This window comes from Oculatella sp. FACHB-28 (genome assembly GCF_014696015.1).
In the GTDB taxonomy this organism is placed as follows: Bacteria; Cyanobacteriota; Cyanobacteriia; order Elainellales; family Elainellaceae; genus JAAUTN01.
Genome location: NZ_JACJPJ010000070.1, coordinates 45,492 through 60,504, shown reverse-complemented (window position 1 = coordinate 60,504; position 15,013 = coordinate 45,492). Strand labels below are relative to the sequence as shown.

Annotated in this window: 15 protein-coding genes and 1 pseudogene; 5 read left to right on the top strand and 11 right to left on the bottom strand. The window is 49.2% G+C overall.

Annotation, left to right across the window (positions count from 1 at the left end; translation table 11 throughout):
• Positions 1–96, top strand: a pseudogene (locus tag H6F88_RS15795) (IS5/IS1182 family transposase); the annotation flags it as partial.
• 57 nt (positions 97–153) lie between these two features.
• Here the strand turns inward: H6F88_RS15795 and cbiB are convergent.
• The 8 genes from cbiB to H6F88_RS15755 all read right to left on the bottom strand — a co-directional run bounded on the left by cbiB (position 154) and on the right by H6F88_RS15755 (position 7,502).
• On the bottom strand, positions 154–1,137 hold the full coding sequence (gene cbiB / locus H6F88_RS15790; RefSeq protein WP_190643716.1) for an adenosylcobinamide-phosphate synthase CbiB: 984 nt from the start codon (positions 1,135–1,137) through the stop codon (positions 154–156).
• The gene (locus H6F88_RS15785; protein WP_190643715.1) at positions 1,134–1,643 is read right to left on the bottom strand and encodes a 2'-5' RNA ligase family protein; all 510 of its coding nucleotides are present in this window, start codon (positions 1,641–1,643) and stop codon (positions 1,134–1,136) included. The genes cbiB and H6F88_RS15785 overlap by 4 nt, the downstream gene beginning before the upstream one ends.
• 5 nt (positions 1,644–1,648) lie before the next feature.
• Positions 1,649–3,103 (bottom strand): ATP-binding protein, encoded by a 1,455-nt coding sequence (locus H6F88_RS15780; protein ID WP_190643714.1) that lies wholly within the window; start codon positions 3,101–3,103, stop codon positions 1,649–1,651.
• 62 nt (positions 3,104–3,165) lie between these two features.
• A complete protein-coding gene (locus H6F88_RS15775) occupies positions 3,166–5,076 on the bottom strand; it encodes a CHASE2 domain-containing protein (RefSeq protein WP_190643713.1) in 1,911 nt (636 codons plus the stop codon).
• A complete protein-coding gene (locus tag H6F88_RS15770) occupies positions 5,077–5,727 on the bottom strand; it encodes a response regulator (protein ID WP_190643712.1) in 651 nt (216 codons plus the stop codon).
• A gap of 36 nt (positions 5,728–5,763) precedes the next feature.
• Positions 5,764–6,462, bottom strand: a complete 699-nt coding sequence (locus tag H6F88_RS15765; RefSeq protein WP_190643711.1) for a hypothetical protein — start codon at positions 6,460–6,462, stop codon at positions 5,764–5,766.
• Positions 6,463–6,673: 211 nt separating this feature from the next.
• Positions 6,674–7,159 carry a hypothetical protein gene (locus H6F88_RS15760; RefSeq protein WP_190643710.1) on the bottom strand — a complete coding sequence of 162 codons (486 nt, stop codon included), beginning with the start codon at positions 7,157–7,159 and terminating at the stop codon, positions 6,674–6,676.
• 124 nt (positions 7,160–7,283) lie between these two features.
• Complete coding sequence (locus tag H6F88_RS15755) at positions 7,284–7,502, bottom strand: hypothetical protein (protein WP_190643709.1); 219 nt, start codon at positions 7,500–7,502, stop codon at positions 7,284–7,286.
• A gap of 292 nt (positions 7,503–7,794) precedes the next feature.
• Between H6F88_RS15755 and H6F88_RS15750 the strand changes: the two genes are divergently transcribed.
• Together H6F88_RS15750 and H6F88_RS15745 are read left to right on the top strand one after the other, a co-directional pair.
• The gene (locus H6F88_RS15750; RefSeq protein WP_190643708.1) at positions 7,795–8,676 is read left to right on the top strand and encodes a calcium-binding protein; all 882 of its coding nucleotides are present in this window, start codon (positions 7,795–7,797) and stop codon (positions 8,674–8,676) included.
• Positions 8,677–9,144: 468 nt separating this feature from the next.
• Entirely contained in the window at positions 9,145–10,143 is a 999-nt protein-coding gene (locus H6F88_RS15745; RefSeq protein ID WP_190643707.1) for a Uma2 family endonuclease, read from the top strand.
• A 154-nt stretch (positions 10,144–10,297) separates the two neighbouring features.
• Here H6F88_RS15745 and H6F88_RS15740 read toward each other — a convergent pair whose 3' ends face one another.
• The 3 genes from H6F88_RS15740 to miaB all read right to left on the bottom strand — a co-directional run bounded on the left by H6F88_RS15740 (position 10,298) and on the right by miaB (position 12,424).
• The gene (locus H6F88_RS15740) at positions 10,298–10,708 is read right to left on the bottom strand and encodes an HNH endonuclease signature motif containing protein (protein WP_190643706.1); all 411 of its coding nucleotides are present in this window, start codon (positions 10,706–10,708) and stop codon (positions 10,298–10,300) included.
• Positions 10,709–10,918: a hypothetical protein gene (locus H6F88_RS15735; protein WP_190643705.1), complete on the bottom strand. Its 210-nt coding sequence runs from the start codon at positions 10,916–10,918 to the stop codon at positions 10,709–10,711.
• Positions 10,919–11,068: 150 nt separating this feature from the next.
• Positions 11,069–12,424, bottom strand: a complete 1,356-nt coding sequence (gene miaB / locus H6F88_RS15730) for a tRNA (N6-isopentenyl adenosine(37)-C2)-methylthiotransferase MiaB (protein ID WP_190643704.1) — start codon at positions 12,422–12,424, stop codon at positions 11,069–11,071.
• A gap of 270 nt (positions 12,425–12,694) precedes the next feature.
• On the opposite strand from miaB, the gene atpD reads away from it, so the two are divergent.
• Together atpD and atpC are read left to right on the top strand one after the other, a co-directional pair.
• Positions 12,695–14,152, top strand: coding sequence for a F0F1 ATP synthase subunit beta (atpD, locus tag H6F88_RS15725; RefSeq protein WP_190643703.1), 1,458 nt, complete (start codon positions 12,695–12,697; stop codon positions 14,150–14,152).
• A gap of 9 nt (positions 14,153–14,161) precedes the next feature.
• On the top strand, positions 14,162–14,575 hold the full coding sequence (atpC, locus tag H6F88_RS15720) for an ATP synthase F1 subunit epsilon (RefSeq protein ID WP_190643702.1): 414 nt from the start codon (positions 14,162–14,164) through the stop codon (positions 14,573–14,575).
• Positions 14,576–15,013: the final 438 nt, after the last annotated feature.

Sequence of the window (15,013 nt, the reverse complement as noted above, 5' to 3'; positions counted from 1 at the left end):
TTTGCAGGACGTTATCGCAACCGCAGAAAACGGTTTGGCTTGCGCTTGAACCTGATTGCTGGCTTACTCAACTATGAATTGGCACATGCCTCTTGATTCATGCAGGAAGTCTAATGAGTTATGGGAATTGGGGGTTAGGGTTTAGAAGCACTCTCAGCTCAACCAGAGCGTGAGAATGGCGATCGCCACCCAGATCAGAAACATCCAACGGGTTAATTCCATTGCCTGCTCAATTCGGGCTGGAGTAATCGGGTGAATGGAATCGCCCAACAGTGGCTTGTGTTTCACAGTGCCTTTGTAGACATTCACTCCACCTACCTGCACCCCGACTACGGCTGCATAGGCGCACTCACTCCATCCGGCGTTGGGGCTGGGATCTTGAGGGGCATCTCGGCAGCAGATCTGCCACACATATTTAGGTTTACCGGATAGGAGTGAGAGAGTTAATACCATCAGGCGACAGGGAATCCAGGTGAGGTAATCTTCCAGACGGGCGCTAAACCAGCCGAGGTGGGTGTAGGGTGCTTCTCGGTAGCCCACCATTGAATCGAGCGTACTTGCGGCTTTATATGCCAGCGCAAAAGGAACACTGCCGATCGGGGTGAAGGCTCCGATAATCGCCCAAAACAAGGGGGCCATGACTCCATCAGTGGCATTTTCTGTCACGGTTTCAAACACTGCCCGCAGGATTTCGGGTTCTGTTAGCTGTGCTGTATCTCGTCCAACGTACAGACTGAGTTTTGATCGGGCTGTTGCTAAATCTCCAGTCTTTAAGGGCTGCAAGACATCTTGAGCAGCAGTTCTCAAACTGCGTCCGGCAAAACAGCTTGCTAGCAAAATAGATGAGACGGCGATCGCCCCACCCCAATGTATCCAACCTGTCACCTGAACGATCAGCCACCCTGCAACTCCGCTGCCGCCAATCATTCCAAGTCCTAAAATGACTCCTGCTATGCGTAGACTTAGGGGAGATTCGAACTGCTTCAGGACAAGGTGAGTGTATCGGCTAATCATCCAACCTATCACCTGAACGGGATGTAACCAGTTCCAGGGATCACCGATGAGATAGTCGAGCAAGGAGGCGATCGCTAATCCAGCTATTGCAAAATCGTGAGTCCAGGGAGTTATAGATATCATTTGAAATCAAACTGGTTTGCCAATTCCCACGGTCCGCCTTTGTAATACCAGAGCAACAATCCCTCACCTGTTCCCTGAAAGGCTTTCCATTCACTGGTGAGTTGGTCATACAACAATCGAGCCTGGTCAGGAGCCACCTTGTTTTGAATGGTGATATGGGGGCGATAGCCCTGCTGGTCTTGGCGACTCAGCCAATCACGCCAATGGGTCGCAAGCTGTTGACGAAGTTGGATGAGTTCAGGACATTCAACTTCTACAGCCACTCCTTTGCCGAGAAAACGTAATGTTGTAAAAGTGAGAGTTAAGGGTGAGATGTGAGAACGGAAGTCTTGCAACGTCTGTTGAATACTCGATTTCTGTTCACTCGGGAGTGCGTGAAACAGAGTAATGTGGGCAGATAGAAAGTTCCTTTCGGGTGGAAAGTGCTGCTGACGTAACTGATCAAAATAGCTAAAGGTTTTCTGATCTAGCTTTAGAGTCAAGATCAACGGAGATAGCTCAGACATAAGATTCACACTTCAACCTTGGAAAGAGACTCTTCATGCCCACTCTTTTGCAGGGGCAAACCGATGGTCACGGTCGTCCCATGCCCAAATATACTGTTTGCAGTGATGTTGCCGCCATGAGCTTCTATGATGCGTTTGGCGATCGCCAGTCCCAAGCCCGTGCTGCTGCCTTTGCGGGAAGGATCGGCAGTATAAAACTGCTCAAAAATACGGGGCAGATCCCGCTCCCTGATACCCGTCCCCTGGTCGCTAATTTTGATCACAATCTGCTTTCCTTCACGCTGCCCTGTGATTGCAATTTGGGAGTTGGGTTGAGAATGTTTGATTGCGTTGTCCAGGATGTTGAGCAGAGCCTGTAACAGTCGCTCTGGGTCACCCTGAATTTGCAGATTTGCTACGTTTTGCTGAATTCTAATTTCTAGCGCTTTAAGTCGAGTTTCCATTGCTCGTACAGCTCGCTCAATCAAATTTGGAAGGGCGATCGCTCGGTTCTCTAAAGATGTGACTCCGGCTTCGAGTCTTCCCAGATCAAGCAGGTCATAGACTAGCTGAGATAAGCGTTTGATCTCATCTTCAACCGTTTGAAAGAAGCGATCGCGCAGATCTGGTTCGGCATCAGCACCGCTTCTGAGCGCTTCTACCGTTAACTGAACATTACTAATCGGAGTGCGTAACTCATGGGACACATCGGCTAGAAAAGAGCGCCTTTCCTGATCGAGAGACTCCAAACGTTGGCTCATGCGGTTTAGCTCGATCGCAAGCTGATCTAACTCATTGCTCTGACGGATAGTGAGGCGATCGCCAAAATGACCGCTGCCTAGCCGAATTGCAAAAGCCTGCATGGTTTGAATGGGTCTGGACAAACTGCGAGCCAACCATTCGCTAATCAAAGTACACAGCAGAACTGTGAGAAACAATGCTCCTAATACGGTCCAGATGATGTTGGCAAACTGATTTTGCAGTTGTTCCAGCGTAATCGACATCCGCAACACGCCCAGCATTTGCCCATTGCGCGAGATCGGACGAGAAATATAGAGGCGATCGTCATTGGATAGCAGTCCTTTGGTTAGACCTTGATCAACTTGATTTTGCAACGCCTCATTGACCCCACTCACTTCCAGCCAGTTCTCGATTTGAGAGTCTAACTCAGGACTAGAGGTGGCAATCAGTTGTCCATTTACATCTAAAATGCGAAGGGTAATAGCCTCTGGTGCCCCATAACGCTGCATTATCACGTCCACACGGTCAAGATCCTCCTCTTCTAGAGCATCTGCCACACTCTCAGCCAAAGCGCCACTCCAGTTTTCTAGGTCGGCTTGTCTGGTTTCAATAAAATAGTTGTAGCAAGACCACAAGATGTAGCCTGACATCAATGATGTCCCGATTGCGGTTAGCATCCAATAAGTCACTAACAGCTTAGTGTGGATGGAGTTCCACTTGATGCTAGACAACCAGCCCATCCAACAGTCCTCGCACAGAAATTGGCTATAGCCATCCTAATGTGATTCGTGAACAGGATGGTTTAAGAATGCGATTTTATCTTGGCAGCCTTCCATTTCAGCTCACACAGGGTGCCTTTAGGTTTGACGAACTCTCGCCGAAACTGTCCGCCTAACTGCTGTTCTAGATTCTTGGCAAGTTGAGTGCCACGTCCGCCTGTGGTCGGTTGTGTGGGGTCAAATCCTTTGCCATTGTCCATCACTCGAATCACATTCCAGCCCTCTTCTTGCTTACAGGTGACATCTAGTCGAGTTGCGCCTGCTGCGTATTTGCCAACGTTACACAAACTTTCTTCTAGAAACCGTCCCAGGTTGCGCTTGTGTTCTAGGGTTAGCCCTGTAGTGTCGAGTGGCTCAAAGGTGGTGACGCTAAATTTAAGTGTTTTAAAGTAGTCAAATTCTCGCTTGAGGGTGTAGCTGTACACTTCATAAAGCACTTCATCGAGTGATTCAGTGAGGGCGATCGCCTGATCCTCTGCCAGGTGCAGGTTTTCGTCACGGGTCAACACTTCCTGGCGCACCAGTTCGTACACGGCTCGTAGTTCCTGGTTAAGATCTTTGAGTCTTGCCTCAATTTGGGGAAGTTCCAGATCACCCGATTGCGTCTTTCTGAGCAACAGGGATAGCGTTTGCAGTGGTCCGTTGTGAATGGCGTTAAAGGTGTGGTCGATCACGTATTGGCGATCGCGTAACTGCTGTTTTAAATCCTGCTGATATCGATAAAACAAAGCGGTCGTCAGCCCCGCCCCATTTACCAGGAGAATTATCAGCGGTGGCACCAGTGGCACCCACCAGCCCATCACTAAGAGCCAGTAGGATACGCCCAAAAATACAGCACAGCTTACACTCAGCCCCGCAACGACGCGCCAGGAGGTGCCTAAAAATCGTCCCAGGCTAATCCCTAAAATTCCCCAGGCGGCGATCCACAAATATTCCCAACTCTCGCCCCAACTGTTGAGTAGCGGACGCTGATAGAGCGCTGCCTGCACAATTTGGCTAATTGTGTGTGCCTGCACTTCTACGCCGTAAACAATTCCCGGTGCTGGATTGGGAGCCATACTGGAAACAGCAACGGTGTTGATAATATCTTTGACACTAGGTGCGACTACACCGATGAGGACAATGCGATCGCGCACCAACTCATCAGGCACTTCACCTGCCAATACCGCCCGCAGCGACACCATTTCAAACGGATGTCCGCCGCTGCGATAGTTGATGAATGTATCGACCTCATCCGTTGGTTTTTCTAAATTGCGGTATCCGCCTGTGTTGGGCTGAATTCGGGGCAGTTCAGCCTTGCCAAAGCGCAGCGCATAGGGGTCACGGAGTCCAGACTCCAGGGGGAGGTTGCGATCGCCCAAAAACTTCCCTGCCACTCGAATGGCTAACGAAAAGCTAAATTCTTCCTGGGCATCGTAAGCCCCTAATAGGTTACGCCGTAGCTTACCGTCTGGATCAGATTGCAGGTCGGCAAAGCCCACCTGTTCGGCAGGCAAGGCGGGAGGAGGGGCGATCGTGCGGGGAAAAATTCGCTCAATGCCAATCAGGTTAGGCGTGGTGTGAAACAGGTCTGCAAGCTGCTGATGTCCTGGCTCTTGAGGCAAATCTCGAAAAATGTCCAGCCCAATTACGGCAGGTTCAGACTGGTTAAGGGTTTGAATCAGGTCTGCCAATTCACTATCGGGAATAGGGTACTGTCCTACGGATTGAATGTCATCTTCATCAATCCCAACAATGAGGATATGTTCGTCGGTGGGTTCAGGTGGACGCAATCGCAGCAGGTAGTCCAACGCAAACCATTCCAGCATTTGTAGTCCGCCAACCAACCGCAGCGCCACAACCAGCCCGATCACTGCTAGCCCTGGCAGTGCGCCCGATCGCCAAAGTTGCAGTTCACGTTGAAGAACTGCCCAAATGCCCTGCCCTGTCCGCATTTAGTCAATCAATCCTTCTTCACGAGCGCGAATCTCAGTTTGAATCCGGTTATTCTTGCCCGCATCAGGATAAACGCCCAGAGCATCCTGTACCTGTGTCCAGTAATGGCGCACAGTGCGTTCGGCGACTCTCATGCGTTCGGCGATCGCCTTGTCTTGCAAGCCTTCCTGAAACGCTAGTCGCAGCACTTCCAACCATTCTGGCTTAATCTCCAGTCCGGTTCGCATCTCCCTTGGCGTGTAGACGACTCCTTGAATTGCCCAGTCCACTTTGGTGAGCATTTCCTTTAGCGGCAAACTCTTCTCAGCAATGGTGAAGCCGCCCTCATGAGTATTAATAGATGGTTTGAGCCGCACCAGTGATTTTGCATTGGCGCTCTGCACCACAATATTTAGCGTTGGGAAGCGCTGGAGCAAAGTTCTCAACAGTTGTAAACCTGTCTCAGTGCGAGAAACCTGTCCCGATTGCTCTGGCAGCGCCAGGTCTACCACAACCAGGTCAGGCTGAGTTTGCTCAATCAGCGTCAGCGCTGTTGCAGTCGCCTGGGCAGTGCTGATTTTTGCATCGGGATATTGGCGCTGAAGCACCGTGACGGTGCTGTCTAACACCAGTTCGTGGTCGTCCACCACGACAATTTTTAGCCCAGCCACCCTCTCTCCTCCGGATCAATCCATCGTTGCATTCGTTTATACCTTATCGTGAGCGTACCGCCATCGAAAACACCAGGAAACGGTCTGCTGTTGCTGTCGATAAGAACAGCGTCCCGAAGCAAGTACCTGAAAGGTTCGTGGCAAATACTTCAGTTCTGGCGATCGCCCCGCCTGTTGAGCAGCCTCGACCGAAGCGTAGTGAATTTGCACCACCAATTCTCCCCAGTGCTGACGGTTTCGTAACTCAATTGATATTGGCATCTCCGCATCAGCATTGTTCTGGGTTGCAACCAGATGTAACAACTGATCGAGTGCAGTCAAAAGTATCTGGCTGCGAATCAGCGGTTCAGAATGCCAGAAATCTGGCAGGGTCAGGGCGATCACCTGTTGCGCCCCCGGAGTGGCGATCGCCTCAAACCGTTTTGCCCAGTCGCGAATTGCCAGCGGTAAGCTAACCTCTCCATAGGGCGGAGCCAGATTATCACTCAGTTGCACCAGATGCCCGTCCAGATACTTCATCTGCTCGATCCAGTGCTGCACGCCATCTTCGTCCAGGCTCAGCTCCAGCCGCCGTCGCATTACAAATGTTTCCTGCAACAGCCCGTTGCGAACCTGCTCTGCCTCTCGACACAGCCATCGCTGCCGCTGCTCAAACCACCACCGTAGAGCCTGCTGAGTTTGCCAGTGAACCACAGCTAGCCACACTAAACCACTCACTAACAACAGGGAAAGCACAAATTAAATGGGTGGGAATGAGTAAAGTGGAAATTATTTGAGTAGGGGTTTGGCAATGCCAAACCCCTACAGTTCAGCCAAACTCCTACGGTCAGTAGACAATGCAAATTGATTGATGCATTGAGGCTACCTCTTATAAAACTCACATTCCTCTTCAATAGCTGTCCGAAAACTGAAAACTTGATTGCACTTTTCTGCAAACCTTTTTCCGTCATCTACGGGCATCTGCCAAAGCAAGCTGATCGATCAATCCTGGCAACTGTTGAGGGCTGAAAACACTGAGATAGCGGGGAGTGAGGGAGGGAGTCAAAAGCTCCAGCATCAAGCGGTTCTCAACCCAAAACTCAACCACATCAAATAATCCATCTCGATTGGCAAGAAATACGCGCCATCCTTCCTTCTCACCGATTCGCTCAATCTCTTCCAGGCTGGCAGGAACAGAAATTGCAGCATGAACAGAGGTGTAGTGACTCGGTTTCTGATTCAGTTGAAATCCGGCTTGCCCCTGATAGCTGTCTGGAATCAGTTCAGTTCCGAGTGGATAAAACTCAAACATCGTGCCAAACTCATCCCCTGCCAAAACAATGTAACTACCTGGGTTAGGAGGGAAAGGAACTACTCGCCCATGAAGAATTTCAGCGAGAACTTCGGCAACATACAGCGGATCGATAACTGCGACAGAAATATGGTGAAGCATGATTGTCTCCTTGAGATACTGTTAGGTCGAACTTGTGACTAAGAAAGTGATAGATGTGGGTTGAGTTAAATGGAAGGACTACACGCGATCGCCATCAATTTGCTCATGGGCGATCGCTATCACATCATTGTTGAGCAATGGTTTCAGACTGAAGTTGGGTTTGGGTTGCACCATTTGCGTTAGTTTCAACAGCATTAGCTTGTTGAGAAACTGCCCAGCCAATGAGTCCAAAGAAAATTGTGCTGGTGGCGAGGGTAGTGAGTGTCCAGTTAAAGAGCGATCGCTCCAGAGAGGGCATCGAAGCTAAGGATGGTGCAGCACCGGAAAGTGTAAGTGTTTTCATGAGGCAAACCCTCTTAGCGGTTGATACTTCCAACAATACCGAAGCAATTTCACGAAATCACGGTTAGTTCCAGTCAAGTTGAATGCAGTTTTCGGCAATCCTCATGGCTTCAAACAACACCAGGTTGTACCAGAAACGACGATTGAATTGACCGAAAACCTACATGAATTCCATCTTTTCTCCTTGCATGATGAAAACCACAAGGCATTTAACACAGGGCAATGAATCACAGCATTTAGCCTTTGCAACTTGTGTTTATAGCAATTTTCAATTCATCAATCAGGAGAGAATCATGGCTCAAGTCGTCGGTAGCAACTTATCCGAGCGCGTATTTGGTACGAATGACAACGATGACTTATTTGGGCTAGGAGGAAACGACAGACTGACAGGGTTTGCAGGGGATGACCTGATGGCAGGTGGTACCGGCTACGACACCGCAGACTATAGCCGTCTGGGACGTGCAGTCACCCTCTTACCCGGTGGACGGGTAAGCAAAGGTGGGTTGGGAGTCGATCAGATGAACAGCATTGAGCGAATCGTTGGCACAGCCGGGTTAAACAACTCGATTGATGGGGCAAGCGGCAGCGGCAGTGCATCCTTCAACGTAGACTTGGGAGCCAAAAGACTCACAGTGAATAATGTTCCATTTTTAGGAACATTAAACTTCTCGGTACATAACTTTGTGCATGTGCGTGGCACTCCCTCCGCCGACCGGATTACCGGCAGCGGCAAAGGAAATTTTTTGGATGGTCAGGGTGGTAATGATACACTCACAGGAAGTGCTGGCAGTGACACAATAGTAGGCGGCAGTGGCATCGACCTTCTTAATGGTGCTGACAATTTCTATAGAGGCTTCCTTGAAGTTGACAGCCTCACGGGTGGAAGCAACAACGATGGTTTTATAGTAGGCAATCGCTCCGGTTCATACTATCGATTCAATGGTTCCAGCGACTATGCCTTGATCAGGGATTTCACCCGTGGAGATCTAATTCAACTGGGCGCAGGTGAAACTTATCAAACCCGTCGAGACTCCTTTGGCTTTGACCTGTTTGTATTTCGTGACGGTGTGGCAGACTTGGTTGCCGATGTTCGCACGACTTCCTTTGTATCGCTACCCTCTGGGCCATTTCGCCTTGCCTCTGGTCAGGTACTTGGTGGTTTCTATGGCGCTTAGATAACTTTAACACTAGTTAAACGAAGTGCCAGACTGGACCCAGTATTGGGATTAATCGCATCTAACCCTGATCGAGCAATCTCCTACCTTCTCTGGAGAAGCCCAATGATTCTCCAGGAAGGTTCAAAGGCTCTCTAGACAATCTCAGAGACTCTCTAAACAATTTAATGGAGTTCCTCAGACAATTTCAGAAGTTCTCTAGATAATCTAAAAGGCTCTCTAGACAATCTCAACCATTCTTCAAAGACTGCAAATAGAACATTGAATGCTCAAACTTCAGTCATGCAAACGGATACGATCTGTCCTTTGGGATCAGCGATCGCTTCTAAAAAGGTAAGAGCCCTGAGAAGTGATTTTCATTCCTCACATTCATACCTATTCTTGATGGGAAGCCCTATGCAGAGATTGGTAAACGAACTGAACAATGCTTACAATACAAACAAAAGTCCAAGCTGTTGAGGCTTTACGGTGACTCAAATTATTCTTAACCTCAACCCCTTCATTCAGCTAAGTGATGAACAGTTCTACCAACTGTGTCAGAATCACCGCGACTCAAAATTTGAGCGAACAGTCCAGGGAGAATTAGTCATCGTGCCATTAGTAGGTGAGGAAGGAGAAAGTTGGAAGGCAGATTTGATTAGGGAACTGATGTACTGGAATCGACAGTCTCAACTTGTTAAGGGATTCAATTCTTTAACCTGCTTCAGACCACCAGAGGGGGGCAATCACTCTCTTGATGCAGCCTGGGCCTCTTCAGAACAATGGAATCAACTCACACCAAAACAACAAAAGAAACTTTCACTCCTCCATCCAGATTTCCTAATCGAACTGCCTTCTGAGAACAACGCCCTTGAGCCATCGCGACAAAAAATGCAGGAATACCTCAACAATGGACTACGGTTAGGATGGCTAATTAATCTCCAAAAACGCCAGGTAGAGATTTACCGAACAAATCAAATTAAGCAAGTACTTGAAGACCCAAAGCAGCTAAGCGGAGAAAATGTTTTCCCTGGCTTTGTATTGGATCTATCTACACTATGGGGCAAATCATGGCACTTCAGTATGGGCTTCCGAAATATACTGCAATTATTATTTGCTCCTACTGCCCTTGAAAAAGAATCACTTGAGTGGCGTAATAATATTCAAGCTGACACTGTTAAGAAGAATATAGAAGACAAAAGGAAAGGTCTTTTCTCAACCCTTTCCTGGATTTTTATCCCTGCTGCACTTGGCGTTATTGCCGCTCAGTTACTAAATCACGTATACATTATTCCTAGCAATTTTGTGCCCTACATTAGAACTTTCTCTTTATCAATATTTGCTTTTGCAACATTAAGTCGTCTAGAAGAAGCAAGAACGTTCGATGGTAACAGTTTGCCTGAAAAGACAAATACGTTTCTATTTAAGCTTTTCTACGGTTTTGGGTTTTCCCTTACCATTGCTACGTTGTTCTTAGCTATAGATTAGTTAGCGTTACGCTCTTTCTGCTATGCATGAATCAACGTAGGGCGGTCTAATGCTGGGTTCCCTTCGAGACTTTGTAACAAGTACTTCTGGATAATCGCAGTCTTCAATAATTTTGACAGGTGCGGTTTGCTCTTTAAAGTTGGTTGATGCAAATTTACGGTGGTGGATGACGACCTAGCAGTTCCTCTTCTGTGCGAATCGCCAACATAGCTGGTCGATTCAAATCAAGCGCTTGCAACGTTGCCCTACCCGTAGCTGTCAACCCGATAACTTGCACATCCCTCCAGACAAAGTGTTCCTTCCAGACTTGTTTGCGAGGATTAAATATAGAGACAACTTCACCCGTCTCTGAATCTTCAAGAACTTGCCGCGCTCCCTTGCGAAGGGAGGAGACGCAAGCAAGAGCCAAATTTTCAGCAATTGTTTCGCCACCAGCTACTACAGGAATGATGTGGTCGATATGGAAAGTAGCAACTTGTCCAATCTGCGATATCCCGCAATATTCACAGCGATTACCCGCTCTCTGAATCACTAATCGGCGGAGAGAGGCAGAAATTGTACCCATTTAAGTCTGTTTCGTTACCCGTGTTGAGCGTAAACGCAACAAGGATAGGAATTCTGCTAGATCAACAAGCCCTTCCGCTTCCTGTCGTTCTGCCTGAGACAAAGTGTGTCCCTCATCCTGACGATCCAGCAGGAACTGTAGACGTGCTTGAACTGCTTGAGGAAGTTGGAACCGAGCTAGTTCGATAGGAATCTCGACAATTTCCGGCATAGAGCAGTTAGCCTAATAGAGACTGTGCTGTAGCCTCATTGTAAGTGACGGAATTGAAATGGTGTACGTATTGCGATCGCACATCACACCAGGTAAACAACTGGTTGTCCGTGAGAATTTTGAGGCTACTTGCTGCTATCCAACTCGCCGTTAGACTACCGCAAGTTGGACTTGCTCACCCGTCAGACTAAACGCTCGAACTTCGGTGATTTTGACAGGCACGGTTTGCCCCTTGAGGTCAGCGATCGCTCCCTCAAAAAAGGTTAGTCTGTTACCGCGTGTACGCCCCATCACCTGATTCGGATCTTTGGGATTCTGGTCTTCAACTAGCACTTCTTCAATGCGTCCCTGGTAGCGGAGCGATCGCTCCGCCGCTTTGATAGACACTAAATGGTTAAGACGTTGGAGGCGATCGCGCTTCACCTCTTCGCTTAACTGATTTTCCCAGAGCGCAGCGGGTGTGCCAGGGCGGGGAGAATAGGCAGCGGTGTTGAGTTGGTCAAAGCCGATGTCCTCCACCAGCTTTAGCGTGTTTTCGAACTGGGCTTCGGTTTCTCCGGGGAATCCGGCGATCGCATCCGCACTAATCGAAGCATCGGGCATGTAGCGGCGAATCGTATCAATAATTCGACGGTACTTTTCCTGGGTGTAGCCGCGACTCATCGCCTTTAGCACCTCGTTGTCACCCGACTGAAAGGGAATGTGAAAATGCTCACACACTTTGGGCAATTCAGCACAGGCGCGAATCAGTCGCTCGGTAAAATAGCGGGGATGGCTGGTGGCAAAGCGAATTCGCTCGACTCCGGGCACGTCATGAACGAAGTAGAGCAAATCAGTCAGGGTGTGCTTATGGCGACCTTCTGCCGTTGCGCCTGGTAAGTCGCGCCCGTAGGCATCAATGTTTTGCCCTAACAGCGTCACCTCCCGGTAGCCCTGCCGCCCCAATTCCTCCATCTCTGCCCGAATTGCTTCGGGTGTGCGGGATTGCTCGACTCCGCGCACATTTGGCACAACGCAATAGGTGCAGCGCTCATTGCAGCCATAAATTACATTTACCCAAGCACTAACGTTGCTGTCTCGTCTCGGTTTGGTAATGTCTTCGACGATATGAATGGGTTCAGTCGCCACAATCTGATTGCCATTAAACACCTGCTCCAGCAAATCGCGCAGTCGGTTTGCGTGCTGAGGACCCATCACCAGATCGAGTTCGGGCACCCGCCGCAGCAACGCCTCCCCTTCCTGCTGGGCAACGCAGCCTGCCACGATCAGCGTCAAGTTGGGCTGCTCATGCTTACGTCTTGCCTGTCGACCCAGGTAGGAATAAACCTTTTGCTCGGCATTGTCCCGAATCGTGCAGGTATTGTAGAGAATTACATCGGCATCGTCTGGAGCCTCTGACCACTCAAACCCCATTTCTTCTAAAACGCCTGCCATGCGTTCGGAGTCGGCTTTGTTCATCTGGCAGCCGAAGGTGGTGATGTGATAGCGATGCGAAGAATGGGTCATAGTGAGCAGTCGTTTTTTGTCGTAGAAGAGATTTGGAAATTTGTATCGCTGGTAGGGACGAGCGGCTGTTCGCCCTTGGGAAGGAAGAAGCAAAATGCAGTAAGCCTGCACTTTATTATAGATTTTGGGCGATCGCCCCATCCGTCAAATTTTTCAGCAGTTTGCTTTCGTTAAAGATTTACATTCAGTGATAATCTGAGAGATGGAAATTTTAATTCTTAAGACTGTCTTCAAGTTTCTAGAAAAGCTGATCACAGAATAGGCGCAAGCATGGTCACTACAGCAGAAAAGACAAACGTTGGCTTCATTACCCAGATCATTGGCCCGGTTATCGACGCTCGATTTCCCAATGGTCAATTACCTAAGATTTACAACGCCCTGAAAGTCAGCGGCACAAACTCAAACGGGCAAGAGGTTTCGGTTACCTGTGAAGTGCAGCAGCTTCTAGGAGACAACCAAATTCGGGCTGTGGCAATGAGTTCCACAGATGGTTTGGTTCGAGGCATGGAAGTCCTTGATACGGGCGCTGCTATCAAGGTTCCAGTCGGGCTAGCAACCTTGGGAAGAATTTTTAACGTCTTGGGTGAACCCGTAGACGAACTGGGTCCAGTCAATAACGAAGAGTTCTTCCCGATTCATCGTGCTGCACCTAAATTCACAGAATTAGAAACCAAACCTTCAGTTTTCGAGACTGGAATTAAGGTGATTGACCTGCTGGCTCCCTATCGTCGGGGTGGCAAAGTGGGTCTGTTTGGCGGTGCAGGAGTTGGCAAGACTGTGTTGATTCAAGAGCTAATCAACAACATCGCAAAAGAGCATGGCGGAGTGTCGGTGTTTGGTGGCGTGGGTGAGCGCACCCGTGAAGGAAACGACCTTTATAACGAATTTAAAGAGTCGGGCGTGATCAACGCTAACAACATTAGCGAGTCCAAAGTGGCGCTAGTGTACGGGCAGATGAACGAGCCACCGGGAGCCAGAATGCGCGTAGGTCTGTCGGCGCTGACGATGGCTGAATATTTCCGAGATGTCAACAAGCAGGACGTGCTGCTGTTCATCGACAACATCTTCCGGTTTGTGCAGGCGGGTTCTGAAGTGTCAGCGCTGCTCGGACGAATGCCCTCTGCGGTAGGATATCAGCCCACCCTGGCAACAGAGATGGGTGACCTGCAAGAGCGCATCACCTCAACCACTGAGGGTTCGATTACCTCCATCCAGGCAGTTTACGTCCCTGCGGACGACTTGACCGACCCCGCTCCAGCAACCACGTTTGCTCACCTGGACGCAACCACCGTACTTTCTCGGGGTCTGGCAGCTAAAGGAATTTATCCGGCGGTAGACCCACTCGATTCTACTTCCACAATGCTTCAGCCCAGTGTGGTTGGCGATGAGCACTACAGCACTGCTCGTGCGGTGCAGTCTACCCTCCAGCGCTACAAAGAACTGCAAGACATCATTGCAATTCTCGGTCTGGATGAATTGTCTGAAGATGACCGTCTGACCGTTGCACGTGCCCGTAAAATTGAGCGCTTCCTCTCTCAGCCCTTCTTCGTAGCTGAGGTATTTACTGGTTCTCCTGGTAAGTACGTCACTTTAAGCGAGACAATCAAAGGCTTCCAGATGATCCTGTCGGGTCAGTTAGATGATCTGCCAGAGCAAGCTTTCTACCTGGTAGGTGGCATTGATGAGGCGATCGCCAAAGCCGAGAAGATGAAGGCTGAAGGTAAGTAGGATAAAGTCATGGCACTAACTGTTCGTGTAATTGCCCCAGACAAGACCGTTTGGGATTCTGATGCTGAAGAGGTAATTCTTCCTAGCACGACTGGCCAACTGGGCATCTTGCCAGGACATGCACCGCTTTTGACTGCTTTAGATACAGGCGTGATGCGGGTTCGGGCAAACAAAGACTGGGTGGCGATCGCCCTCATGGGTGGGTTTGCTGAAGTCGAAGCCAACGAAGTCACCATCCTGGTGAATGCAGCCGAGCGTGGCGACACCATCGACCGGGAAGCTGCTCGCACTGCCTACAGCGAAGCAGAAGCCCGCCTCAACAAAGTTGAAGCAGGCAACCGACAGCAGCAGATTCAAGCGACCCAAGCGCTAAAGCGTGCCCGTGCCCGCTTCCAGGCTTCTGGAGGAACGGGACAGGCTTAAAGCTAGGTATAGAGCTATACGAAAAAGAGCCTCTCACAATGTGAGAGGCTCTTTTCTATTTTTTCCGAGCGGAGACAAAACTCATTGCGTCTCTACCAGGAAAAACCTGAGCTACTCAGGCTTAAATTTTAATGGCATTAATCAGGGCATAAAGGGCATAAGTAACGTGAGTTCGGGTTAAGCTAAACGCTGCAAGGTTTGGTATAAAAGGCTTTAGGCAAAGGGTATTGCTGTAGGCTCTTCTCAATAAGGTTGTTTATTGAGAAAAATTGCATCTGTGGACCTTGCTGACAATAGCTTGATTCACTGCAACGAAATGAGGTACGAAAAATCAGGGGTTCTGACGATTTCTTATCCCGAACTCACGTTAAGTAGATATAAATAAAGCGTGAGCAACTTCTAAGCAACGAAGGAGCAATGCTCTTCGAGTTGCGAGCT

Coding starts and splice junctions, on each gene's coding strand:
- cbiB (WP_190643716.1), bottom strand. CDS start 1,137: ATGATATCTATAACTCCCTGGACTCACGATTTTGCAATAGCTGGATTA.
- H6F88_RS15785 (WP_190643715.1), bottom strand. CDS start 1,643: ATGTCTGAGCTATCTCCGTTGATCTTGACTCTAAAGCTAGATCAGAAA.
- H6F88_RS15780 (WP_190643714.1), bottom strand. CDS start 3,103: ATGGGCTGGTTGTCTAGCATCAAGTGGAACTCCATCCACACTAAGCTG.
- H6F88_RS15775 (WP_190643713.1), bottom strand. CDS start 5,076: ATGCGGACAGGGCAGGGCATTTGGGCAGTTCTTCAACGTGAACTGCAA.
- H6F88_RS15760 (WP_190643710.1), bottom strand. CDS start 7,159: ATGCTTCACCATATTTCTGTCGCAGTTATCGATCCGCTGTATGTTGCC.
- H6F88_RS15755 (WP_190643709.1), bottom strand. CDS start 7,502: ATGAAAACACTTACACTTTCCGGTGCTGCACCATCCTTAGCTTCGATG.
- H6F88_RS15750 (WP_190643708.1), top strand. CDS start 7,795: ATGGCTCAAGTCGTCGGTAGCAACTTATCCGAGCGCGTATTTGGTACG.
- H6F88_RS15740 (WP_190643706.1), bottom strand. CDS start 10,708: ATGGGTACAATTTCTGCCTCTCTCCGCCGATTAGTGATTCAGAGAGCG.
- H6F88_RS15735 (WP_190643705.1), bottom strand. CDS start 10,918: ATGCCGGAAATTGTCGAGATTCCTATCGAACTAGCTCGGTTCCAACTT.
- miaB (WP_190643704.1), bottom strand. CDS start 12,424: ATGACCCATTCTTCGCATCGCTATCACATCACCACCTTCGGCTGCCAG.
- atpD (WP_190643703.1), top strand. CDS start 12,695: ATGGTCACTACAGCAGAAAAGACAAACGTTGGCTTCATTACCCAGATC.
- atpC (WP_190643702.1), top strand. CDS start 14,162: ATGGCACTAACTGTTCGTGTAATTGCCCCAGACAAGACCGTTTGGGAT.